This window comes from Synechococcus sp. MEDNS5 (genome assembly GCF_014279875.1).
Lineage (GTDB): Bacteria > Cyanobacteriota > Cyanobacteriia > PCC-6307 > Cyanobiaceae > Synechococcus_C.
In genome coordinates this window covers 942,724-966,402 of record NZ_CP047952.1, presented here as the reverse complement: position 1 = coordinate 966,402, position 23,679 = coordinate 942,724, and the positions used below count along the sequence as shown (strand labels likewise).

The following is a 23,679-nucleotide window of genomic DNA, read 5'->3' as shown; positions in this document are numbered from 1 at the left end:
AAAGATAAAGGAAACATGAAAAAGGAGGGGTTGCCCCCTCCTCGTTCATCCGATCAGTGAAGGTGATTCAAAGAATCACTTGCCGATCTTGTTCACAGCAGCCTTGGCCTTGCTGAGGATGCCGCCTTTCAGAGGAACAAAGCCGAGCTTGGGGGCCTGGTTCTGGGCCTTGTCGCTCAGCATGAAGTTGAAGGCTTCCTTGATGGCATCGGTGTTCTTGCCGTTGCCGGTCTTGTAAGCCAGCACCCAAGTGAGGGTGGCGATGGGATAAGCACCCTTGGCGGAAGGGTTGGGGTTCTTGCCAGCCAGGTTGGAATCAAGCTTGATGCCGTTCAGCGCGGTGGCACCAGCCTTCACAGAGGGCTTGAGGTATTCACCAGACTTGTTCTGCAATGCAGCAGCAACAACATTGCCCTTGATGTAGGACTGGTTGACGTAACCGATGGCGCCAACCTTGTTCTGAATGGTGCCAGCGACGCCGGAGTTGCCCTTGGCACCCACAGCGTTCTTACCGGGCCACTTGACAGACTTGCCGGTGCCCAGGGTCCACTCGGAAGAGAAGGCCTGCATGGAGTTGGTGAAGGCCTTGGTGGTGCCGGAACCGTCGGAACGGTGCACCCAGGTGATGTTGCCGGGGGCGCAACCAAGCTGCTTCCAGTTGGTGATCTTGCCGATCGCCACCTGAACAGCCTGCTTTTGGGTCAGCTTGAGGTTGCAGCCGGGCTTGTTGTAACCGAAGGCGATGGTGCCACCCACCATGGGGATCTGCACCACACCGCGCTTCACCTTGGCCATGTCCTTGGGCTTCATCGGATCATCAGAAGCACCGAAGTTCACGGTCTGGTCGATGAAAGCCTTACGACCGGAACCGGATCCAACAGCTTGATAGTTGACCTGAGGACCACCGGCCTTGGCCAGCTCAGCGAACCAGCGCTGATAGATCTTGGCGGGGAAAGACGCACCAGCGCCGTTCAGACGATCAGCGGCAGAAGCGGAAACGCCGGCTCCAAGAGCCAGCAAAGAGGAAAAAATGAGAGCCTTCTTGGCGAAGCTCATGGGAAGCCTGGGAGAAATCGGCGTCCTAGGAGTAGCTAACCGAAACGGATTTGGTCGTTAGCAGTAGGTTAAGGATGTTCGCGAAGCCAGTTCAGGGCCGCCAAGACTCATCTTTGGTCCAAGGCGAGCTGCATGAACGCGAGCCCGATCCGCTGCTCTCAAAAGGAAGACGGGTCGACACGCTGTAACGGGTGAGCCAACGATTCACCCGACTGCGCTGACACGAAGGAACCTCATTCAGGAGTTGGGAAAGTTCCAATGCTCCAAGACGTTTGAGCTCGCGTACATCGACGTGCCACAGGCATTCCGCTTCCCGGATCAAACGCGCCCAGGTTCTGACCTGCTGCCATCGCTGAAGGCGCAAACGAACGGAATGGCGGTGGGTCGACGCTTTCATACCGTTAGGGTGGCCCCTGCGGTGCCCTGTTCAGCAAAAAACCCGTGTGGCTTCGGACTGCTGAAGCAAATCAGGATGCTTGTGGCAACACAGCGTCCACCGGCACCACGGTGAAGGGAAGCTCCCGCTCCTCCCGCTCCGAAAGCCGCCTGGCCCAGGCGCCCTTGACGGGTTCGTTCCAGCGGAAGCCTGCCTCTTTGGCCAGATGGCGCTGGTCGTAGGACACCTGGGCACGCACGAGACGACGCGGTTCTAGGGCATGGGCAATCAGCAACTCCAGGTCGTCGCAGCGCTGAAACACCTCAGCCAGATAAGTGCAATCCGTTAGAGCCCGATGCGCTGACCACACAGGAATTCCATAGGCCAGGGCAAGGTCGATCACCGAAGGCCTGGCTCTCAGATTGCGCGCTTCAGGCCAACGGATGTCTTCGAGGGTGCAAAGCCAGGGACGCTTCGCCTCTGGCAAAGCACCGCGACCGAACCACTGCCGATCAAAGGCTGCGTTGTGAGCCACCAGATAATCCGCGCTCTCCATCAGGTGCTCAAACCAAGCCAGCCCATCACCCCAGGGCTGATCCACGCGGCTGACCTCTGCCGGGATTCGATTGATCGACTCAGCGGGATTGTGATCGACCGGCAGCAGACACGACATCTGAGCCAGCACCTGACGATGGGGGACGGAAAACAGAATCGCTCCAAGTTCGAGGCACTGATCACGATCGGCATCCAGCCCTGTCGTTTCGGTGTCAACAATCAGCAGACGGGAAGGGGGCACCTCCGGAGAGAGTTCTGAGATGGCCGGCTGCTCGCTCGGGCGCAGGTGATGGGACGGCGATTGAAAACCCTGCAGAAGATCCAATTGACCAGACTCCAGGGCACTGTCAGTCATGGGAGGGGGCCATCAGATCTCAGCGAGCTCATTCTCTCGTCAACGGCAATCGCTTCCTAAGCTCAAATCAGTGCTGGTATCCAATGGCTTTGAAGATTGGCGATGCAGCCCCGAGCTTCGCTCTCGAAGATCAAGACGGTCAGATGCGCCGGCTTGAAGACCTCAATGGCCGGATTCTTGTTCTGTTCTTCTATCCGAAAGACGACACTCCAGGCTGTACAGCGGAAGCCTGCACGTTCCGGGATCACCACGGCAATCTCACAGCACTGGGGGCTGAAGTTTGGGGAGTGAGTGGTGATGACGCCGTGAGTCACAGGCGGTTCGCAGAACGCCACCAATTGCCGTTTCCGCTTTTGAGCGACAAAACTGAAAGCCTGAAAAGAGCCTTCGGAGTGCCCAAAACCTTCGGACTCCTTCCGGCAAGGGTGACTTATGTGATTGATCAGAAGGGAATGATCCAACTGGTTTTCAACAACCTTCTCGATGGACCGGCCCACGTGAAGGAGGCAGAGTCGGTCGTGCGCGCTCTGGCCGCAAGGTGAACCGTTGGCAGCGACGTGAACAGTGCTGGTGTCTGTGGCCGACAGACTCCGTCCGCGGGCTCGTGGACTTTATCGGTGGTAGTTATCTCGCCACCAGTCCCCAGATTAGCTACCGACGCCTCTTGGAATGGTTGGCGGATGAGGGCTATGCCGTTCACGCCTGGAGTTACGTTCCTGGCTTCGACCACCAGCTTCAGGCCCGCGAGGGTTGGCAGCAGCTGAGGCAGTGCCGACGCCTCCTTGAGGAGCGGCTGAACAACTCGTTCATGCCGTTGCGACTGGGCCATAGTCTCGGCTGCAAGCTCCATCTCCTCGCTCCGGATGATGGGCGCGGCTGCAGCGGTCTTGCAGCACTGAGCTTCAACAACTTCAAGGCCGACCGCTCCATTCCCCTGCTCGGGACCCTCGCTCCGAAGCTCGGTGTGGTCACTGAGTTCAGCCCAGGTCCAACGGAAACGCTCAACATGATCGAGCGTTTTTACAGGCAGGACCGCAATCTTGTCGTACGTTTCGGAGACGATGCCCTCGATCAAAGTGATGATCTGATTCAGGCTCTCCAGCGCAGACCCGGGGACCAAAGCCGCTTCGTGCAGACATCAGGCGATCACCTCACCCCCGCGAGTGCAGGACTCCGGCAAGGACTTCTTGGCGACTGGGCTGATGACCCAAGTCGTAGCCGACGGATCCGGCGGTTGGTCGACCTTCTGGTTGCGTGGGCCTGAGATCAGGCCCTCAAACGATCCAGCACGGAACGATCTTCCAGGGTGCTGGTGTCACCTGTCACATCCTCCCCAGCGGCAAGCGCTCTAAGAATCCGGCGCATGATCTTGCCACTGCGCGTCTTAGGAAGGGCATCGCTGCAGCGGATTTCATCGGGGCGAGCGATCGGACCGATTTCGGTGCCCACATGGGCCCGCAACTCAGCGATCAGGGCATCACTGGCTTCGCGATCTGTCTCAAGGGTGACGAACGCCACGATGCCCTCGCCTTTCAGATCATCAGGACGACCGACCACAGCGGCCTCAGCCACCGCAGGGTGACTGACCAAGGCTGATTCGATTTCCATGGTGCCGAGACGATGACCGGAGACGTTGATGACGTCATCCACGCGTCCCATCACCCAGAAGTAACCATCAGCATCCCGTCGGGCGCCATCGCCTGCGAAGTAGATGTGGCTGCCATCCTCAGGACGGATATGTTCCCAGTAGCTCTGGCGGAACCGCTCAGGATTGCCATGAACGGTTCGCATCATCCCTGGCCAAGGACGGCGCACGATCAGGTAACCCCCTTCATTGGCGGCCACACTGTTGCCATCGGCGTCCACCACATCGGCTTCGATGCCGGGAAGTGGAAGGGTCGCTGAGCCGGGCTTGGTGGGGGTGGCTCCGGGGAGAGGGCTGATCATCACACCACCCGTTTCGGTCTGCCACCAGGTGTCGATGATCGGGCAGCGGCCACCGCCGATCACATCGCGATACCACATCCAGGCTTCGGGGTTGATGGGTTCGCCAACAGTTCCGAGCAGTCGCAGGCTGCTCATGTCGAACTGATCAGGCACGGTCCGGCCGTTCTTCATGAAGGCCCGGATCGCCGTGGGAGCGGTGTAGAAGATCGTGACCCCATGCTTCTGGATCAACTCCCAGAAAGCTCCCGGTTTGGAAGGTCGTGGAGCTCCCTCGTACATCACCGTGGTGGCCCCATTGGACAGCGGGCCGTACACGATGTAGCTGTGACCGGTGATCCAACCCACATCCGCTGTGCACCAATACACGTCGTTATCGCGGAGATCGAAGATCCACTGAAACGTGAGATGGGCCCACAGGTTGTAACCCGCGGTGGTGTGCACAACACCCTTGGGTTTGCCGGTGGATCCCGACGTGTAGAGCACAAAGAGCCGATCTTCGCTCTCCATCGGCTCGGCGGGGCATTCGCGGGACTGACCATCCACCAGCGCATGCCACCACTGATCGCGGCCCTCCACCATGTCCACTGGCTGTTTGGTGCGCTGCACCACCAGCACGGAGGTCACCGATGGGCAGGAACCGTCGGCGAGAGCAGCATCAACGGCAGGTTTCAGAGAAACGGGCTTGTCCTTGCGGAAGCCACCGTCGGCGGTGATCACGGCCTTGGCCTCACCATCGATCAACCGGTCCCGAAGCGCTTCTGCAGAGAAGCCTCCGAACACCACTGAATGGGGAGCTCCGATGCGAGCGCAGGCCAGCATGGCGATGGCCGCTTCCGGAACCATCGGCATGTAGAGGGCCACCAGATCCCCTTTGCCAATGCCCATGGACTTGAGCGCGTTGGCTGCCTTGCACACCTCAGCATGCAGTTCTCTGTAGGTGAAACGGCGGACATCGCCGGGTTCCCCCTCCCAGATCAGGGCAGTCTTGTCGGCCGTTTCACCGTGAAGATGGCGGTCAAGACAATTGTGAGAGAGGTTGGTGGTGCCTCCCTGGAACCAGCGAGCGAAGGGAGGGTTGGACCAATCGAGGACCTGATCAAACGGTGTGAACCAATCGAGTTCCTGGCGAGCCGCATTGCCCCAGAACGTTTCCGGATCCGTTCTGGCCGCATCGGCCATGGCCTGGTAGGCATCCATGCCTCCAATCCGGGCTGACTGAGTGAGCTCAATGGGCGGAGCGAAAACGCGCTGTTCCTTGAGCACGCTTTCGATCGTGGAACCTTCGCTCATCGCCAGCAGCCGCTTGCAGTGTCTCGGCAAGGTTATCCAGCACGAAGCGCCATCGACAGTGCGTCGTTGCCAAGCGTTGCCAGGTTCCTTTCACCTTGATTGAACCCAGAAGCCAGCAGCTGCAGAATGCGGAAAGGAGCAGATTGGCTCGCATGCCTGAGCCGGCGTCAACGCTTTATGGAACCTCAGTTCCTGAGGCATTTCTTTTCGACCTGGATGGTGTCCTTCTGGATACTGAACCCCTGCATGCGATCGCATGGCAGCAAGCGGCATCACACTTTGGGACTGTTTTGACCGATGCACAGCTTGCGCAGCTGCAAGGCCAGCGTCGGCAGGAGAACGCCCGGCTGGTCTGTTCCTGGATCAGTCAGCCCATCAGCCCCGAGCAATTGCTCGCGGTGCGTCAACCGCTTGCCACTGATCTGATGACCGCAGCCCCGGCGATGCCGGGAGCCGAGTCTCTCGTGCGGTACATCCGTTCCCTGAATCGGCCGATGGCACTGGTCACCAGCAGTGATCAAAACTCCTTGCGACAGAAGATCCGTCACCATTCCTGGGTGAATCTGTTGCAAGTGCAGGTTTGTGGAGACGACAGCGCACTGAAGGCTGGAAAACCGGCTCCAGACCCATACCAGCTGGGAGCCTTGAAGCTGAATGTGCGACCGGAGAATTGCTGGGCTTTCGAAGACTCCGATGCCGGTTGTCGATCGGCGCAACTCGCTGGCTGCAACGTGTGGCGCCTCATGCCATCGGTTGGACTTTCTAAGCCCATCAACTCCGAGGGAATCACCAGGATTCAGGCACTCTCCGAGGTGGAGAAGCGCTTGCGAACAGTGTTCAGTACAGGCGACTGAGCACAAAGTCAGGCAATTCGAGCAAGGCCGTGCGGCAAGTGGATTCCGGCAGCCAGCTCAGGGCCTCGCGGGATTCCTGCGCAAAACGTTCAGCAAGCTGACGGGTACGAGCGATCGCATCGGACTGACGCACGATCCGAAGGGCTTCATCGAGATCACCCTCGTTGCTGAATTCCCTCTCAATCAACACGCCGAGAGAAGGATTTTCTTCGAGCGCGTAAAGCGCTGGAGCGGTGAGGTAACCGCTGGACAGATCACTGGCCGCGGGCTTGCCGAGCTGCTGATCACTCCCAGTGAAATCGAGAATGTCGTCAACGACCTGAAAGGCCAATCCCAGTTGCCGGCCGTAGTGGTAAAGAGATTCCAACTGAGGCTCGGTACAACCACTGAGAACGCCGGCCGCCCTGGCGCTGTTGGCAATGAGGGAAGCTGTTTTGCAGTAGCTCTTCTCGAGGTAGGTCTCAAAGGTCTGCCCAGTGTCGTATCGGAACAATCCCTGCTTCACCTCTCCATCAGCCAGATCCATGATCACGCGGCTTAGGAGCTTCACCACATCGAGATTGTCCAGATTGGCAAGGTGCCAGCTGGCCTGTGCGAACAGAAAATCACCAGCAAGAACAGCGACGCGATGGTTGAAACGGCTGTGGACCGTTTCCACACCCCGTCGCGTTCCCGCTTCATCCACCACATCGTCGTGAACGAGAGAAGCCGTGTGGATCATCTCCGTGATCTCTGCCAGACGTCGATGCCTCGGCGAGAGCTCTCCATCAGGGGATAAGCCTCGTGAAACGAGGAGCACGATCCCCGGTCTTAATCGCTTACCCCCAGCGCTGAACAGATGTTCAGCAGCAGCTTGCAAAATCGGATGTCCTGCACCGATCAAACTGCGCAGATCGCTCAGAAGAATCTCGAGATCCGCCTCGACCGGCTGCAGCAACTCGGTGACGGTGGTCATGGGTCCCCTCGGTGGCGAGATCCTAGAAGGCATCGACCGGAGACTGCAGAAGAATCTGTTCGACCTGCGGGCATTGCCCCAGCCAGGGCGTCGCACGATCAGCGAATCCCTGCGGATCCGATGTCACACAGATGCGGGTGGCCTCCAGGGCCAGCGGCTGATCGAGGCCACCTGGCAACGGCTTGCCGAGAAGAGCATCGAGCTGGCTTGCCACTCCCAGTGCTGGATCGATCAATCGGATCGAATCAGGCAACAAGTTGGAGAGGAGGGGAAGGAGCAGCGGGTAATGGGTACAACCCAGCACTATTGATTGCACCGAGGCCTCCAGAAGAGGCTGGAGATAGCCAATGGCTGCACTGCGCAGATCGTCACAGCTCAGGTCCCCTGCCTCGATGAGCGGAACGAAGTCCGGACAGGCCTGCTGCACCACAAGCGTTCCCGGATGAAGGGCTTCGATGCTTTCTCTGTAAGCACCGGATGCGACGGTCGCTGGAGTGGCCAACACACCCACCCGCGACTCCTGCACCATGGCGGCAGCGGCGCCGATGAGACCGACCACTGGAACACCGGCCTGCCCTTCAGCCACATCCCGGGCGAGAGCATTGGTGGTGTTGCAGGCCATCACCACAGTGGTGACCTGCTGATGACGGAGCCAGCCGACGACTTCGGAAGCGATAGCGCGGATCTCGGATGGAGAACGACTGCCGTAGGGGACCCGGGCCGTGTCTCCCAGATAGATCGTGGGGACTCCCCCATGGCGTTCGAGCACACGCCGAAGCACCGTTAGCCCCCCCAGGCCGCTGTCAAACAAACCGAGACGGATGGTCAACGGACCCCCTGCAGATACTCAAGAATGCCGGCTGCAATCGCCAGTGCCAGCCTGCGGCGATGGGACGCTGTGGCGAGCCGAGCTGCATCGATATCACCAGTCACAAATCCCGTTTCCACCAGAGCTGCCGGCATGGTGGTGCGTCGAATCACAAAGAATCGGCCCCGACGCACGCCTCGGTTCGGGCTGCCTGGCGACACATTGAGCACTTGCTGCTGGATATGGGCCGCAAGACGGGCCGATCGCGGATCGGAGAAGTAGAAAGTCTCGATTCCGTTCACATCCGGGCGCGACATGCTGATCGCATTCGCATGAATGCTGACGAACGCTGTGGCCCCAATCCGATTCGCCAGTGAGACCCGTGGTGGCAGGTCTACATCCACTTCAGCCGTGCGCGTCAGGGTCACCTGAACGCCTTTGGCTTCCAGAAGGCGGGCGACCTGCAAGGAGATATCGAGAACGATCTCAGCCTCACGAATTCCGTTGATGCCCACAGCACCGGGGTCAGGACCTCCATGGCCTGGATCCACCACAACCCGGTAGCGCCCTCTGGCTACGTCAGGCAAGCCCGCAGCGTTCACAGGTGTTTGTGTCGGCCGGATGCGCACGCCGCCCCAGCGCCCGCTGCTGGCACGGTTGAGATCCCCTTCGCCGATCGACCGCAACCCCTGGGTGGGAAGCCCCTCAAACATCAATTTCCATCGATCCGGTGCCGTCCCCACCAGCCGCAGGTTCCCGGGGTCAAGCGTCACCCCCTGCTGAAACTCGATCACAAGCCGGGTGGCTCCAGGCGTTGGCTTGCCAAGGCGGATCTCACGAACCGGCCCCGACCCTGGAATCCGCCTCGGACGGCTGAGCTCACCAGGAAAATCAATCCAAACCCGCGGCCCCTGACGACGATCACCGGCCTCGAAGAACGCGTCCAGACGCGCACCGGTGGACGTGCGCAGCTGCAGAACCCCATCCTTTCCAAAGGACCAGGCCGCTAAAGCACTGGCCGCCCGAACGGGCAAGCCCACGAACCATCCCGCCGACTGCAGAGCAGCAGCAAGTAGCAGTGCGGTGAAACGACGGGGCAGCCGGGGCATGACCAAGCTCAGAACACCGTGGTTCGGCGGTGCTGCAGGCAAGGCATCTGACTGCGAATGCGCGCGAGGTGATCCAGATCCACTGGAGCGACGGCAGCGCCCTGGGACACACCGGCATCGGCCAGAACGGTGCCCCAAGGATCGATCACCATGGAATGACCATGGCTGAACCGACGAGCGCCATCGCTGCCTGTCTGCGCTGGAGCGAGCACATAAGCCGTGTTCTCGATCGCACGGGCCTGCAGCAGCACCTGCCAGTGGTCTTTACCCGTGAAAGCCGTAAACGCAGCTGGAATCATCAGCAACTCGGCTCCGGCGCCGACGAGATGGCGATAGAGCTCAGGGAAGCGCACGTCGTAGCAAATGGACACCCCCACCCGACACAGTCCAGGCACATCCACCACCGGAGGAAGGGTGTAACCAGGGGTGAAACTGCTGGATTCCCTGTAGGAACTTCCGTCGGGCAGGTCCACATCGAAGAGGTGGATTTTGTCGTAACTGGCAAGGATTTGACCATCCCGTCCCACCAACTGAGCTCTCTGCCATGTGTGAGCACCATCACCCACTGGAACGGGAAATCCCCCGCCGAGAATCACCACCTGGTAGCGACGCGCCATGGTGATCAGGAACTGGGACGCCTGATCGGCGAGTGCCGGTGCGATCGCGAGACGCTGCTCAGGTTCACCGATGAAGGCGAAATTCTCAGGAAGTCCGATCAGCTCAGCGCCCCGACGGGCCGCCAGATCAATCTGTTCTTCAGCAGCACTGAAGTTGGTCTCGGGATCTGACGTGCTGGTGAGTTGCACGGCAGCCGCCAGAAAATCACTCACAGCCATCGAATGCGGTCGATGCAAATGGTATGGCTGCTCAGACGTGGATGGCTCTTAAAACCCCTGGTTCAGTCTGCGTTGGCACCACACTCAACTGATCCAGACCGGCGCAGCAACTGAAATCGGCGTCGTGATTCCCCAGGCGCGTCAGTCGCTGGCCGTGGGACGCGACGCGCAAGCAGGCCTCAGGGTCGTGCTTCCACTGCGCCCAAAGGGCCAGGGCCGCCTGCAGTTCATCGTTGGCGACCTGGGCTCCTGAAGCCACCAGTGCCTCGGCCAGTGCCCCTGCCGCCAGAGAATCCTCAAGTGAATAGGTGCCTTCCCATCCACTGCCCACCATCCACAGACGCTCCGGTTTGTCGTGCAGGAGTCGCTGCGCCACCGCCAGGCGGTTGGGGAGAGCCACCGTCATCACCACGGACACATCACGCACCCGCTGAAGAGCGCGCGTGCCATTGGTGGTGCTCATGAACAGGCGTTTTCCCTGCACCACTTCCGGAATCACAGCAACAGGAGAATTCCCGAGATCGAATCCTTCAAGCATCTGGCCGCCTCGCTCTCCCAGCAGCAAACGGGATTGCTCAGGCCAGTTTCGCGACTGCAAGCGCAGCTCATCCAGATCGGCGAAGGCCTGAACCGCCTCGGCTCCGTTATGGAGTGCCCAGGCGATGGTGGTGGTGGCACGCAGCACATCAATCACCACAGCAGCATCAGGTCCATCCGGCGCGCCAATGGCATCAGGAACATCGGCCGCCACATGGAAATAGGAAAGCTGCATGGCCACGCTCATGATCCGCGTGCGTCACAGTACCGAGACCACCCACCGCTGAGGTGTTGTCTTCATGGCTCTGTTCCGCCCCGGCCCCGGCACCCGGGATCTGCGTTCCTTCATCCAACTCTTGGAAGAGCGTGGACAACTGAGGCGGATCCAGGCTCCCGTCGATCCCGATCTTGAACTGGCCGCCATCGCCGATCGCGTTCTGGCCAATGGTGGGCCGGCGCTTCTCTTCGAGAACGTGATCGGCTCCTCCATGCCGGTGGCCGTGAACCTGCTCGGAACGGTGGAACGGGTGGTGTGGAGCATGGGCCTCGAGCGGCCAGAGCAACTGGAGGAGCTTGGAGAGCGGCTGGCCCTGCTGCAACAGCCCCGTCCTCCCAAAGGGCTTGGAGAAACCAAGAAGTTCGCGCGGGTCTTCTGGGATCTGGTGAAAGCACGACCCGACCGGGATCTGCTGCCTCCATGCCGCCAACAGATTTTCAAAGGGGATGAGGTTGATCTCGGCCAGATCCCTCTGATCAGGCCCTGGCCAGGGGATGCAGGCGGCGTGATCACCCTCGGACTGGTGATCACCAAGGACCCGGAAACCGGAGTGCCGAACGTTGGCGTGTATCGGCTGCAAAGGCAATCGGTCAACACCATGACGGTGCACTGGTTGAGCGTGCGTGGTGGTGCGCGCCACCTGCGCAAAGCCGCAGCCATGGGCAAAAAACTCGAGGTAGCTGTGGCCATCGGCGTGCACCCACTGCTGGTGATGGCCGCGGCCACTCCGATCCCCGTGCAACTGAGTGAGTGGCTTTTCGCAGGGATCTATGCGGGCGAAGGGGTTCGGCTCTCACCCTGCAAGACCCTCGATCTGCAGGTCCCAAGCCACAGCGAGGTGGTGCTGGAAGGAACGATCACTCCTGGTGAGGTCCTGCCTGACGGCCCCTTCGGCGATCACATGGGGTTCTACGGCGGCGTCGAAGACTCCCCCCTGGTGCGCTTCCACTGCATGACACAGCGCCGTGATCCGATCTTCCTCACCACGTTCAGCGGCCGGCCACCAAAGGAAGAAGCGATGCTGGCGATCGCTCTCAACAGGATCTACACGCCGATCCTGAGGCAACAAATTCCTGAAATCAAGGATTTCTTCCTGCCTATGGAAGCCCTCAGCTACAAGCTGGCGGTGATCTCGATCGACAAGGCCTATCCAGGGCAAGCAAAGCGGGCGGCCATGGCCTTCTGGAGTGCACTTCCCCAGTTCACGTACACCAAATTTGTTGTGGTGATCGACAGCCATCTGAATGTGCGTGATCCCAGGCAGGTTGTTTGGGCCATCGCTGCTCAGGTGGACCCGCAGCGGGATCTCTTTGTGCTCGAGAACACGCCATTCGACACCCTCGACTTCGCCAGCGAGCAGCTTGGCCTGGGCGGACGCATGGCCATCGATGCCACCACCAAGATCGGCCCGGAGAAAAATCACGACTGGGGAGAGCCCCTGAGCCGCCCCGAGGATCTCGAACAACGGGTGTCAGACCGGCTGGAGGAACTGGGGCTGGACGATCTGGCGGCTCAAGAGCCGGATCCGAGCCTGTTCGGCTACGCCCTCGATGCTCTCCTGCAGAACCGACCCATAGGATCGCGGGCATCCAAACCTTCCTGAACCACGTGACGGGATCCACCGCCGCTGCCCGTGAATTGAAAGCAGGCGGAAGCCTCAAGGGGCGTGTCAGGGTCCCGGGAGACAAGTCGATCTCCCACAGGGCCCTGCTGTTCGGAGCCATTGCCGAGGGTGAAACCACCATCGAAGGCTTACTTCCTGCGGAAGACCCAATCAGCACCGCCGCCTGCCTGAGGGCGATGGGAGCTGCCATCAGCCCGATTGCTGAAGGTGACTTAATCCGCGTCACCGGAGTCGGCCTCGATGGACTGCAGGAGCCAGACACCGTGCTCGACTGCGGCAACTCCGGCACCACCATGCGCCTGATGCTCGGGCTGCTGGCAGGCCGTCACGGGCGCCACTTCGTTCTCACCGGTGATGCCTCACTACGCAGACGACCGATGCAACGTGTGGGCCACCCCCTGGCCATGCTCGGCGCCGAGGTCCGAGGCCGTGGTGATGGCAACTATGCGCCGTTAGCGGTGCAGGGTCGCCGGCTGCGGGGGGCCGTGGTGGGAACCCCTGTGGCCAGTGCCCAGGTGAAATCGGCATTGCTGCTGGCGGCACTCACCGCCGAAGGTGCCACCACAGTGATCGAACCCGCTCCCTCCAGAGACCACAGCGAGCGCATGCTGAAAGCGTTCGGAGCCGATCTCAGCGTGGGAGGAGAAATGGGGCGACACATCCTTGTGCAGCCAGGTTCTCAGCTGAAGGGACAGCACGTGGTGGTCCCAGGCGATATCAGTTCGGCAGCCTTCTGGCTGGTGGCCGGTGCCCTGGTTCCAGGCGCTGATCTCACCGTGGAGAACGTGGGGTTGAACCCCACCCGCACCGGCGTGCTGGATGTGCTGGAACAGATGGGAGCGAAGATCGAGGTGCTCAACCGCCGCGATGTGGCTGGAGAGCCCGTCGGCGATCTGCGCGTGACCTGCGGCCCACTGCAACCATTCCGCTTCGGGGAGGAGATCATGCCCAGGCTGTTGGATGAAGTGCCGATCCTCACGGTGGCGGCCTGTTTTTGCGACGGCGAAAGCCACATCAGCGGAGCCGCCGAGCTTCGAGTGAAGGAAACAGATCGCCTGGCCGTGATGGCCCGTCAACTCAAGGCCATGGGCGCTGACATCGTTGAAACTCCCGACGGTCTGGTGATTCGCGGAGGCCGTCCCCTGCGAGGGGCGGAGTTGGACAGTGAAACGGATCACCGCGTGGCAATGAGTTTGGCGGTGGCATCGCTGCTAGCCAGCGGTGACTCAACACTGGATCGAAGCGAGGCCGCGGCGGTGTCTTACCCCTCGTTCTGGGATGACCTTGCCCGACTGCGGACCTGACCTCGGACCACTGCACGCCTATCCGACTGCGGACGGGAGTTTCAGCCTGCAAAGCGAGCGGTTTGGTGAGGCCTTTCACAACTCCGCCGGGGCCCGCAACGAAGCCATTGCCAAGTTCGCCGTGCCAGCCCAGCTGGAGCGATTCCGCAACGGGACACCGCTCAGGGTTCTGGATGTCTGCGTCGGGCTTGGATACAACAGCGCCGCGGTGCTGGAAGCGCTGCCCTCACCAGCTCCAGAGCTGATGTGGTGGGGGCTGGAGCTTGACCGGCGACCTCTGGAGCTGGCCTTAGCCCAGCCGGAATTCCGCAGCAGCTGGTCGCCATCCGTCCTGCAGATCCTCGAACAGATGCGTGATCACGGGGGTTGGCATCACAACCGAAGCAGCGGCGAGCTGCTCTGGGGAGACGCCCGGCGCATGCTGCAGGAGATCCCCGGAGACCAGTGTTTTGATCTGATCCTCCAGGACGCCTTCTCACCGCAGCGCTGTCCAGAGTTATGGACTGAAGAGTTCCTGGCAGACCTGGCCGGACGTCTGGCAGCAGGCGGACGTCTGCTGACCTACAGCCGTTCAGCGGCGGTGAGGGCCAGCCTGCGACGAAACGGTTTGACGCTGTTGTCGCTCCTGCCAGCTCCCGGTGAACGGCCAGGCTGGAGCAGCGGCACGATGGCCGTGCGGCCCGGACCGCCGATTCCAGTTGCTGGACCGGGCTGGAGAGCGCTGTTGGCTATGGAGGAAGAGCACCTCCACACCCGTGCTGCCGTGCCTTTTCGTGATCCCAGCAGCGCTGACGACAGCGCTGTCATCCTGCGGCGACGGAGCCTGGAACAGGCGAGCTGCAACCTCGAAGCGACCAATGCCTGGCAAAGGAGGTGGCGGCAAGACGCCACCAGCTGATGCCGGTAGATTCCCCGGGTTCGTTCTGCAGACCATGCTCGCCGTTGCCGTTCTGGCCGCAGGAAAAGGCACTCGAATGAAGAGTGCGCTGCCGAAGGTGCTGCAGCCCCTGGCAGGAGCCACGCTGGTGGAACGGGTGCTCGCCAGTGCCAGAACGCTGGCACCAGAACGCCGGATCCTGATCGTGGGGCATCAAGCCGAACGCGTGGAGGAGCAACTGAATCATCTCGGAGGTTTGGAATTCGTTCTCCAGCAACCGCAGAACGGAACCGGACACGCCGTTCAGCAATTAATCGCTCCCCTTCAGAGCTTTAGCGGGGAATTGCTGGTCCTGAATGGAGACGTTCCCCTGCTTCGGGCCGAAACCATTGAGCAGCTGGTGGCAACGCACCGCAACAGCGGTGCCGACGTGACATTGCTCACTGCGCGGCTGGAGGATCCAACTGGATACGGGCGCGTCTTCGCCGATGACGACGGGCGGGTGAGCGCCATTGTTGAGCATCGTGATTGCACGGAAGCGCAGCGACGCAACACCCTGACCAACGCCGGCATCTACTGCTTCAACTGGAGCAAGCTCCTGGACGTGCTGCCCAACCTCAGCACCGACAACGACCAGGGTGAGCTGTATCTCACCGATACCGTCTCAATGCTGGAGCGGGCCATGCATCTGGAGGTGGCGGATGCCGATGAAGTGAACGGAATCAACAACCGACGTCAGCTGGCCCAGTGCGAAACGCTCCTCCAGCAGCGCCTGCGCGAACACTGGATGGATCAGGGCGTGACCTTCGTGGATCCAGCCAGCTGCACCCTGAGTGAGTCCTGCCGGTTTGGACGCGACGTTGTGATCGAACCCCAGACCCATCTGCGCGGTGTGTGCAGCATCGGCGACAACTGCCGCCTCGGACCTGGCAGCCTGCTTGAAGATTCCGAGCTGGCCGAAAATGTCACCGTGCTGCATTCGGTGATTCGCGGCGCCAAAGTCGCCCGAGATGTGGCGATTGGCCCCTTTGCCAACCTGAGGCCGGCGGCAGACATCGGTGAAGGTTGCCGTATCGGCAACTTCGTTGAAGTGAAGAAGAGCACCCTGGGCGCGGGCAGCAAGGTGAACCACCTGAGCTACATCGGTGATGCAGAGCTTGGAGCAGACGTGAATGTGGGCGCTGGAACGATCACCGCGAATTACGACGGTGTCAACAAACACCGCACCGTGATCGGAGACCGAAGCAAGACGGGAGCCAATTCGGTTCTGGTCGCCCCGGTCACCATCGGCAACGATGTGACGATCGGTGCTGGTTCCACGATCACCAAGGATGTTGCGAATGGTTCCCTGGCCCTGGGGCGTGCCAAACAATGGGTGAAAGAGGGCTGGAATTCCTGAAAAAAACGTGATTGTGCTGGATTAAGAGTCAGCGATTCCGCATCAAATTGCGCCTCTGAGAAGAAAAGATCAAGGAAGAATTAACCCCCAAGAAACTTATTCAAATCACCAGATTCTCTTCACGAACTGATGATGGCAAAAGGCCATTCATGCGTGAGGTTGGAAGTATCCATCCACTGGATCCATGCACGATCACAAGCGCTACACCGTGCGCTACCGCGATGCCAACAGCAATCGCATCGAAGGCTGCTATTACGCCGGCGATGCTTTTGAGGCTCGGGTCCTGGCCATGGAGATGATCAAGTACATCAAAGACCATCCCAACGCCATCGATCTGATCCGCTGCGAAGAAGGCCACTCCAGCCTGGTTGCCGCCTGATCACCCGATCAGCTTGGTCTGCAGGGGAGGAATCAGGCGCTCCAGCGCCACTCCACGGCTGGCCTTGAGAAGCACTGTGTCTCCAGGCTTCAACCAACCCGCCAGAGGAAGGGCCGCCTGTTCAGGAGTCTGAACCCTTTCAAAACGGGCGAGGGAGCCAGCGGTGGCTTCCATCGCGTCGCCTTCTTCACCGCCTGCGACGACCACCAGTCCATCAAGCTTGAGGTCAACAACCTTCTGAGCCACCCTCTGGTGCAATTCAACGCTGCGACTGCCGAGCTCCAGCATGGTTCCCAAAACCGCAAAACGACCTCCCGGTTGGTGAGCGAGCAACTCCAGGGCTGCAAACACCGCTTCCGGTGACGCGTTGTAGGTCTCATCGAGCAGGGAAACGCCGCCCACAGCCAGGCGTCTGTTCCGTCCGCCCGTCATCGCAACATCGATGGCCTCGAGGGATTGCAGGGGCACCTTGAGTTCCAAGGCGACCGCCAGAGCCAGCATGAAATTACGGGCATTGTGTCGCCCCTCGAGAGGACAGCGAAACCGCATTCCTTGAAACGCGAGCAACTGATCCTCCAGCTGAAAATTACCCACAAGATCGGGAGCCGGAAGAGCTCCTGAGGTCAGTCCACTCACCTCAGGGCCATCCTCGGGCTCATCCCCCTCGAGGGCCACGCGCAAAATGCGGCCCGTCCAGCACCTCGACAACGCATCCTCCAGAAGCGCATCACCAGCCGGAATCACCACAACGCCACGCGTTGACAGTGCCGCGGTGATTTCACATTTGGCGGAAGCAATGGCCGCACGGCTCCCAAGCCGTCCGATATGCGCCGTGCCGATATTGGTGATCACAGCGATCTCCGGTTCAGCACAACACGAGAGACGTTCAATCTCACCGGCTCCACGCATGCCCATCTCCACAACCACCGCCGCATGGCCGCGGTGGGCACCAAGAAGGGTGAGGGGCACACCGATGTCGTTGTTGTTGTTGCTATCGCTGGCTTGCACATCGCCCAGGGGAGCCAGCGCCGAGCGAATCAATTCACGGGTGGTGGTCTTTCCGGCCGATCCGGTCACCGCCACCACGGCTGCGTTCAGTTGGCGGCGATGGAGGGTGGCCAGCTGTTGGTAGGCCTCGAGCGTATCCGCCACTTTCCAGTGCAGCAGGCCGCCTGGTACTGCATGGGCGCAATCGCTGGCCACGAAGGCAGCCTGAGCTCCTCTCTCAACAGCAGTGCTGAGAAAGCGATGACCATCGAATCGCTCCCCCCGCAGTGGGATGAAAAACGATCCTGGCTCCAGCGTGCGGCTGTCGGTGCAGACCGGTCCGAGGGCCTTGGACAGATCCGGTAATGGCCCACCCGTCCAGAGGGGCTGCCCCCAGAGCTCCACCAGCTGGGAGAGCTGCAGTGTCACGGTGTTTTCTGCGGATCGAACATGATCATGCCTCTGCCGACGCGGGATGGCCTTGCCAGCAGATGGTGGCCAGCATCCTCAAGGGTGAGATCGTCATACCCCTCCTCCTGAAGCTGTTGCCACCAGGCTTCAGCGCGATCATGCCGTTGGGATGGCGCAAGGGCCAGCCACTGCTTGGTATCAAGCGTGAGCACAGCCCCATTGCGCTCCGGAACCGGTTGCGCTGTCAGCAGCAGACCCTCCGGGATGGCGGAATCACGATCCACAGCAGCGAGAAGGCTTAGGAGGGGCGTGACCTGCAACAGCGGGGGCTCCGGCTCGGCGGCCACAGGGTCAGCAACCACAGGGTCAGCAACCATGGGATCGGGTAGCTCAGGCTCCGGGATCGCTGCCAGAGGTCTGGCCTCGGGCAGCGGTGTGGTGAGAATGCGCTCGATGCCTGGAGGCTCGGGGTCCTCCCCAGGTGCTAGCGCTCCCTTGAGTTGCAGTCCCCCCAACACCAGCAAGGAGACGACTAGCACCAGGAGCAGCGGCCAGAACAACGGGGCCAGATCCTGGGGCCAGAACCCCGGTGTGGAGAGATCTCCCTCTCGATTGCGTCGCCAGAGTTCCTGAGCCCGAAGACGCAGATCGGCCAGCGCAGCGGGCACATCACGGCGCAAGGCTTCCCATGGACTCTGGTAGGGAGCTGGTAAGGCGCCTTTGTCCTGGGGTTCAGCCATAGACGATCATCGTCGCTGTTTGCCGAGCAGCCTGGCGAGAGGGTTGCGACTGGTGCGCACCGGCCTGGAAGCACCGAATTGCTCGCTGCTCTCAATGGGGCCTTCATCAGAGGGTGAGAGAGCCTGTGGGGATCCACCGTGACGGGAGGGATCGGCCTCCTGCCCCTGGGAGAACTGTTCCACCGCAGCGGCATCAGGACTGGGCTCCTTGAGACCGCAGACGTCGCGGTACAGATGGTCGTACTCCAATGCTGAGCGGGCCCAGCTGTAATCCTGCTCCATCCCGCGCCGCTGAAGCTCCTTCCAACTCTCCTGATGGCGGAAGGCCTCCCAGGCCCTAACCAAAGCGGTATAGAAATCCACAGGTTCAAACCGGTCAAAGCAGAATCCCGTTCCGGTCTTCTGCCGGGGATCGTGGGGAGGCACCGTATCCACCAACCCGCCGACCTTGCGCACCACAGGCACGCAGCCGTAGCGCATCGCATAGAGCTGGCTAATGCCGCAGGGTTCAAAGCGGCTGGGCATCAGGAAGGCATCGCTTCCTGCATAGATCAAACGCGAGAGAGCGTCGTCGTAGGCAAGGAAGACAGCAACACGCCCTGGGTGGCGTGAGGCCAGTTGCCACAGACCGGACTCCAGACCGCGATCCCCGGTTCCGAGAACAACAATCTGCGAGTCGGTGTAGGCGAGCAGGCGATCGGCCACTTGCAGCAGCAGATCCACTCCCTTTTGATCCACCAGACGGCTCACCATGCCCACCAGGAAGGTGTCAGGGTTCACAGCCAGTCCCATGCGTTCCTGCAGGACCTGTTTGCAGGTGGCTTTCCCAGCCAGGTTGGTGGAGCTGAAGTTCTCGGGCAGAGCCTTGTCGGTAGCTGGATTCCAGGCCTCTAGATCGATGCCGTTGAGAATGCCGCGCAACTTTCCTGAGATGTAGTTGAGCAAACCCTCCAACTTCTCGCCGTATTCAGAGGTGCGAATTTCCTGGGCATAGGTGGGCGACACGGCGTTAACCCCCTCGGCGTAAAGAAGCGCAGCCGCCATGGTGTGGTCTCCCTGCATGTACCAGGGACACCAGGTGATGCGATCCAGCTTCCAGCGCCAGGGTCCCTGGTACTTGAGGTTATGGATCGTGAACACCGTGCTGATCTCAGGGTCCTGGTGCATCCACACCGGAATCATGCCGGTGTGCCAGTCGTGGCAATGCAGAACCTGGGGCTTCCAGACGTTCCAGGAGAATTCGGCCGCTGCACTGGCAAAAAAGGTGAACCGCCAGTCTTCATCCTCGCCGCCGTAGATCCGCTCGGGATCGAAGACGGGGTGACCCACCAGGTAAAGCGGTAAACCATTCGTGGGGTGTCGCGTCTCGAAGACAGCGAATTCCGTGCCCATGGTCTGGGCCCGCCAGATCGGTTCCGCAGGGATATCCAGAGAGCTCCAGAGCTTGCCGTAGCCAGGCATGATCAGGCGCACATCGTGACCGAGCTGCGCCAGGGCCGGCGGCAGCGAGCCGACCACATCGCCCATGCCGCCCACCTTCACCATCGGTGCACATTCAGCGGCAGCAAAGAGCACGCGCATGGTCAGTCAAACCGGTTGGGCGGCGCGACTTTAAGCGTATTCAGCTGGGTTCAGAGGTCGGTCAAGGGAGCACTGTCACCGGAGTGCCGACCCGCACCATCTCAAAAATCTCCTGAACGTTCTCTTCGTAGAGACGCACACAGCCATGGGACACGGCCCGTCCCACCGTCCAGCGGTAGGGGGTGCCGTGAAACCCCGCCACCGTGCAGCCGTCGATATCGAGATACTGCTCACCATCCCAGCCTGTGCGGCCCTTGCAGTCGCGATGGAATCCGATCCAACGGGATCCCAGCGGGTTGGTTTCCACCTCGGGGCCCAGCAGTTCACCGCTTACGGGATGGGTCCATACCGGCTCCTTCACCATCTGCATCACCCGGAACCGCCCGGCAGGAGTTTCCCAGCCGACCGTGCCCACGGCCGCAGGGAATCGGCGCGTTAGCAAACCATCGTGGAGCACAAGCACCTGCCGGTGCTGGCGATCGAGCACGAGCTGCAGACCCACACGCTGCAAAAGATCCGAAGGGACGCGGGCCATCGAATCGGCATCGCTGACCGGTGCCGCAAGGGGAGGAATCGGATCCGGTTCCCGTTGTGCTGGAGCCTCATCGACTTCAGCCTTGGAAACTTCCGCCGCCTGAACAGACCGCATCAAGGGCAGCGGAGTGAGCGCAGCCAGGGCGAGCAGTCCGATGGTTGCTGGAAGGATGCGTTGGAGCATCGCGGCGCCGAAACGAGGTGAACGATGCAACTTTTTTAGCTAAGGGAGCCAGGGGGAGCCTGAGAAATCAGGATCCCGCTTCTCAAGGAACGCGTTGCGCCCCTCCTGCCCCTCCTCCGTTCGGTAGAAGAGATGGGTGGCCTGACCGGCCAGTTCCTGAATGCCTGCCAGGCCATCGGTTTCGGCATTGAAGGCGGCTTTCAGGCAGCGAATCGCCGTGGGGCTGTGCTGAAGGACCTCCTGAGCCCAACGCACGCCTTCGGCTTCGAGCTTGTGCAGCGGAACGATGGCATTGATCAATCCCATTCGCAGGGCCTCCTCCGCCCCATAGCGACGGCAGAGAAACCAGATTTCCCTGGCCTTGCGTTGACCCACGACCCGGGCCAGATAGCCCGCACCGAAACCGCCATCAAAGCTGCCGACCCGCGGGCCGGTCTGTCCGAACACGGCATTCTCTGCGGCAAGGCTGAGATCACAGAGCAGATGCAGCACCTGCCCCCCACCGATGGCATACCCAGCCACCAGGGCGATCACCACCTTGGGGAGGCTGCGAATGATCCGCTGCAGATCGAGCACATTCAGCCTAGGCAGGCCTTCCTCATCGAGATAGCCGCCATCACCACGCACACTCTGGTCGCCGCCGGCGCAGAAGGCGTAGCCACCGTCATCCGCAGGACCAACGCCGGTGAACAGCACAACGCCGATGCTGCTGTCATCGCGGATGCGGGTGAAGGCATCACAGAGTTCCACCACCGTGCGCGGGCGAAAGGCGTTGCGCTTGTGCGGGCGATTGATGGCCACCCGCGCGATGCCCGGCTGGGCTCGATCCAACAGCACATCGCTGTAGTCCCCCCAGGGGTGCCACACCACGCCCGGATCACCAGGAAGCACGGATCGGGAGGTGGGATCAGCCATAGAGGCGGAGAGGATCAGTCTTCTTTTGTACTGCCTTGATCACCGCAGAGCGCCTGCTGCACCTGTCGCCGCAACGTCTGCCGCAAAGCGGCATCAGCAATCCGGTTCGTGCAGACCCGCAGCAGCACTGGTCGCCTCTGGTCCAGTCCCCACTCCAGGGCATGGGGCAAATCCTCAAGGCAGGCCAGCTGACGGGTGGGCACACCGTGAGCCCTGGCCAACGCCAGCGGATCCACCGCCTGGGGCATGGCGAACAGATGGTCGAACTCAGCTGCCGAGCCGGTTGGAATCGGCAGTTGCCCGAAGATGCCGCCGCCGCCGTTATCAATCAGCAGCACCAACAAAGGTGGTGCTGAGGCCGACGCCAGCAGCCAGCCATTGCTGTCATGCAGGAGAGCCAGATCGCCAGTGAGCAGCAGCAGGGGGCCGAGCTCCCGAGAAAGACCGACGGCAAGGGACAGGGTCCCATCGATGCCGGAGGCTCCGCGGAAACTGAAGCAACGGCGTTGGCCGGAATCTGCAGCCGCAAAGGCCTGCCAGTCCCGCACGGGACTGCTGGCGGCCAGCATCACCGGCAGGGCTGGCGGCAACAACCGAGGCAGACGCCGCATCAAGGCCGGTTCGCTGACGGGGCCTGCCTGGGGGAACGGCTGGGCAAGCGCACGCTCCACGACCGCCTCCAGAGCACGCCAGGCCGTGAGCAAGGCGCTGGGGCATTCCCCAGAGCACACCTGCTGGGGGGAGAAACTTTGCCACCAACTGGAGAGCCCAAGGCTGCACTGGTCTGCCAGGCCCAGGGGGTCGAGGCCGCGGCAGTCTCCCTCGCTGATCAGCAGTTGGCCTGGTCCCAGCGCGCGCAGCCAGGCTTCAAGCCGGCGGCTGGCCGGGAGAGGACCGAGGCGCAACACCTGAAGCGACGGCTTAGGCGTGGGCAATCCGGCCGGCAACATCAGGTCCCAATGGCGGATCACCCCCGGTAGGTCCTGGGGTGCAGCAGCCAGAGGATCCAACAGAACAGGCCAGCCGCTGGTGAGGGCCAACTCCTGCAACGCCCGCTGGTAAGCCGGAAGGTCCGCCTTCAGACCACGCCAGGGTCCTGCCACCACCACGCCCGGACGGGACCAGTCCGGAACCGGACCATCCCAGGGTGTGGGGAGTGGCTCAGCAGGACAACGCTCGCCACCAACGCCAGACAGGGGTTGCCACGCCGACCAAAACGCCTGCTGCTCGCTCTCGCTGGGATGGAGTGGTTCCTCAAACGGCACATTCAGGTGCACGGGCCCAGCCGATCCCAGCGCCCTCTCCCAGAGCGTCGACGCCAGGGTCTGCAGCTGAACGTCGCCCTGGTGGTGAAGCCCCTCGCCTGGGGTGCTCAGAAACGCGCGGCAAACAGGAGCAAGAAACTGCTCCTGATTCACGGTTTGGTTGGCGCCGCAGTCCTTCAGGCGCGTCGGTCGGTCGGCCGTGAGCAGCAGCAGGGGAATGCAGGAACGATCAGCCTCGACGGCTGCGGGCAGAAGATTGGCCACAGCCGTCCCAGACGTGGTGATCACCGCTGTGGCACGACCGGACGCCAGGGCGAGCCCAAGGGCATGAAAACCAGCTGAACGCTCATCGATCGCGGTCACCAACGTCAGCCCCCCCTGCCTGGCCAAGCCGCCGGCCGCAAGGGCCAGAGGAGCGGAGCGGCTGCCAGGGCAGAGAACAATCTGCTGAAGTCCCCGGTGCTGCAGATGGGCCAGCAGGCTGACGGCGGCCCTGAGATTGGCGGTGGCGTGGCTCAGACCAG

Annotated in this window: 23 protein-coding genes; 8 read left to right on the top strand and 15 right to left on the bottom strand. The window is 61.4% G+C overall.

Going from position 1 to position 23,679, the window contains the following annotated elements:
* Positions 1–75: 75 nt before the first annotated feature.
* The 3 genes from pstS to SynMEDNS5_RS05115 form a co-directional block, all read right to left on the bottom strand.
* Positions 76–1,056 carry a phosphate ABC transporter substrate-binding protein PstS gene (gene pstS, locus SynMEDNS5_RS05120; protein ID WP_186585259.1) on the bottom strand — a complete coding sequence of 327 codons (981 nt, stop codon included), beginning with the start codon at positions 1,054–1,056 and terminating at the stop codon, positions 76–78.
* A 91-nt stretch (positions 1,057–1,147) separates the two neighbouring features.
* Positions 1,148–1,453: a hypothetical protein gene (locus SynMEDNS5_RS13085; RefSeq protein ID WP_255440331.1), complete on the bottom strand. Its 306-nt coding sequence runs from the start codon at positions 1,451–1,453 to the stop codon at positions 1,148–1,150.
* Between the two features lie 70 nt (positions 1,454–1,523).
* Entirely contained in the window at positions 1,524–2,342 is an 819-nt protein-coding gene (locus SynMEDNS5_RS05115; RefSeq protein ID WP_186585258.1) for a 3'-5' exonuclease, read from the bottom strand.
* An 83-nt stretch (positions 2,343–2,425) separates the two neighbouring features.
* Here SynMEDNS5_RS05115 and SynMEDNS5_RS05110 point away from each other — a divergent pair, with 83 nt between their 5' ends.
* Both SynMEDNS5_RS05110 and SynMEDNS5_RS05105 read left to right on the top strand, forming a co-directional pair.
* Complete coding sequence (locus SynMEDNS5_RS05110; RefSeq protein WP_186585257.1) at positions 2,426–2,884, top strand: peroxiredoxin; 459 nt, start codon at positions 2,426–2,428, stop codon at positions 2,882–2,884.
* A complete protein-coding gene (locus SynMEDNS5_RS05105; protein WP_186585256.1) occupies positions 2,881–3,606 on the top strand; it encodes a DUF1350 family protein in 726 nt (241 codons plus the stop codon). The genes SynMEDNS5_RS05110 and SynMEDNS5_RS05105 overlap by 4 nt, the downstream gene beginning before the upstream one ends.
* 2 nt (positions 3,607–3,608) lie before the next feature.
* On the opposite strand, the gene acs is transcribed toward SynMEDNS5_RS05105, so the two are convergent.
* Positions 3,609–5,579 carry an acetate--CoA ligase gene (gene acs / locus SynMEDNS5_RS05100; protein WP_186585255.1) on the bottom strand — a complete coding sequence of 657 codons (1,971 nt, stop codon included), beginning with the start codon at positions 5,577–5,579 and terminating at the stop codon, positions 3,609–3,611.
* 152 nt (positions 5,580–5,731) lie between these two features.
* Between acs and SynMEDNS5_RS05095 the strand changes: the two genes are divergently transcribed.
* A complete protein-coding gene (locus SynMEDNS5_RS05095) occupies positions 5,732–6,433 on the top strand; it encodes an HAD family phosphatase (protein WP_186585254.1) in 702 nt (233 codons plus the stop codon).
* Here the strand turns inward: SynMEDNS5_RS05095 and sds are convergent.
* Genes sds through SynMEDNS5_RS05070 form a run of 5 tightly spaced genes read right to left on the bottom strand, consistent with a single transcriptional unit; the run spans position 6,417 to position 10,913 of the window.
* Positions 6,417–7,388, bottom strand: a complete 972-nt coding sequence (sds, locus tag SynMEDNS5_RS05090; RefSeq protein ID WP_186585253.1) for a solanesyl diphosphate synthase — start codon at positions 7,386–7,388, stop codon at positions 6,417–6,419. The genes SynMEDNS5_RS05095 and sds overlap by 17 nt on opposite strands.
* A 22-nt stretch (positions 7,389–7,410) precedes the next feature.
* Positions 7,411–8,217: a glutamate racemase gene (murI, locus tag SynMEDNS5_RS05085; protein WP_186585243.1), complete on the bottom strand. Its 807-nt coding sequence runs from the start codon at positions 8,215–8,217 to the stop codon at positions 7,411–7,413.
* Complete coding sequence (locus tag SynMEDNS5_RS05080; protein ID WP_186585241.1) at positions 8,214–9,305, bottom strand: N-acetylmuramoyl-L-alanine amidase; 1,092 nt, start codon at positions 9,303–9,305, stop codon at positions 8,214–8,216. Before SynMEDNS5_RS05080 ends, murI begins: the two co-directional genes overlap by 4 nt.
* Positions 9,306–9,313: 8 nt before the next feature.
* Positions 9,314–10,135, bottom strand: a complete 822-nt coding sequence (locus SynMEDNS5_RS05075; RefSeq protein ID WP_186585857.1) for a carbon-nitrogen hydrolase family protein — start codon at positions 10,133–10,135, stop codon at positions 9,314–9,316.
* 37 nt (positions 10,136–10,172) lie between these two features.
* Positions 10,173–10,913, bottom strand: coding sequence for a 2-phosphosulfolactate phosphatase family protein (locus SynMEDNS5_RS05070; RefSeq protein WP_186585239.1), 741 nt, complete (start codon positions 10,911–10,913; stop codon positions 10,173–10,175).
* A 64-nt stretch (positions 10,914–10,977) separates the two neighbouring features.
* On the opposite strand from SynMEDNS5_RS05070, the gene SynMEDNS5_RS05065 reads away from it, so the two are divergent.
* From SynMEDNS5_RS05065 to SynMEDNS5_RS05045, 5 genes are all read left to right on the top strand, one after another.
* The gene (locus SynMEDNS5_RS05065; protein WP_186585237.1) at positions 10,978–12,558 is read left to right on the top strand and encodes a UbiD family decarboxylase; all 1,581 of its coding nucleotides are present in this window, start codon (positions 10,978–10,980) and stop codon (positions 12,556–12,558) included.
* 5 nt (positions 12,559–12,563) lie between these two features.
* On the top strand, positions 12,564–13,883 hold the full coding sequence (gene aroA, locus SynMEDNS5_RS05060) for a 3-phosphoshikimate 1-carboxyvinyltransferase (protein WP_186585235.1): 1,320 nt from the start codon (positions 12,564–12,566) through the stop codon (positions 13,881–13,883).
* Positions 13,858–14,781 (top strand): tRNA (5-methylaminomethyl-2-thiouridine)(34)-methyltransferase MnmD, encoded by a 924-nt coding sequence (locus SynMEDNS5_RS05055; RefSeq protein WP_186585233.1) that lies wholly within the window; start codon positions 13,858–13,860, stop codon positions 14,779–14,781. Before aroA ends, SynMEDNS5_RS05055 begins: the two co-directional genes overlap by 26 nt.
* Before the next feature lie 34 nt (positions 14,782–14,815).
* Positions 14,816–16,159, top strand: coding sequence for a bifunctional UDP-N-acetylglucosamine diphosphorylase/glucosamine-1-phosphate N-acetyltransferase GlmU (gene glmU, locus SynMEDNS5_RS05050; protein ID WP_186585856.1), 1,344 nt, complete (start codon positions 14,816–14,818; stop codon positions 16,157–16,159).
* Between the two features lie 184 nt (positions 16,160–16,343).
* Positions 16,344–16,538, top strand: a complete 195-nt coding sequence (locus SynMEDNS5_RS05045) for a hypothetical protein (protein WP_011932937.1) — start codon at positions 16,344–16,346, stop codon at positions 16,536–16,538.
* Here SynMEDNS5_RS05045 and murF read toward each other — a convergent pair whose 3' ends face one another.
* The 6 genes from murF to menD all read right to left on the bottom strand — a co-directional run bounded on the left by murF (position 16,539) and on the right by menD (position 23,635).
* On the bottom strand, positions 16,539–17,954 hold the full coding sequence (gene murF / locus SynMEDNS5_RS05040; protein ID WP_186585231.1) for a UDP-N-acetylmuramoyl-tripeptide--D-alanyl-D-alanine ligase: 1,416 nt from the start codon (positions 17,952–17,954) through the stop codon (positions 16,539–16,541).
* Entirely contained in the window at positions 17,951–18,676 is a 726-nt protein-coding gene (locus tag SynMEDNS5_RS05035) for a hypothetical protein (protein ID WP_186585229.1), read from the bottom strand. Before SynMEDNS5_RS05035 ends, murF begins: the two co-directional genes overlap by 4 nt.
* 6 nt (positions 18,677–18,682) lie before the next feature.
* Entirely contained in the window at positions 18,683–20,257 is a 1,575-nt protein-coding gene (gene glgA / locus SynMEDNS5_RS05030; protein ID WP_186585227.1) for a glycogen synthase GlgA, read from the bottom strand.
* Between the two features lie 61 nt (positions 20,258–20,318).
* Positions 20,319–20,975, bottom strand: a complete 657-nt coding sequence (locus SynMEDNS5_RS05025) for a L,D-transpeptidase (protein WP_186585225.1) — start codon at positions 20,973–20,975, stop codon at positions 20,319–20,321.
* Between the two features lie 39 nt (positions 20,976–21,014).
* A complete protein-coding gene (gene menB / locus SynMEDNS5_RS05020; RefSeq protein WP_186585214.1) occupies positions 21,015–21,890 on the bottom strand; it encodes a 1,4-dihydroxy-2-naphthoyl-CoA synthase in 876 nt (291 codons plus the stop codon).
* 14 nt (positions 21,891–21,904) lie between these two features.
* On the bottom strand, positions 21,905–23,635 hold the full coding sequence (gene menD, locus SynMEDNS5_RS05015) for a 2-succinyl-5-enolpyruvyl-6-hydroxy-3-cyclohexene-1-carboxylic-acid synthase (RefSeq protein WP_370593588.1): 1,731 nt from the start codon (positions 23,633–23,635) through the stop codon (positions 21,905–21,907).
* Positions 23,636–23,679 lie beyond the last annotated feature (44 nt).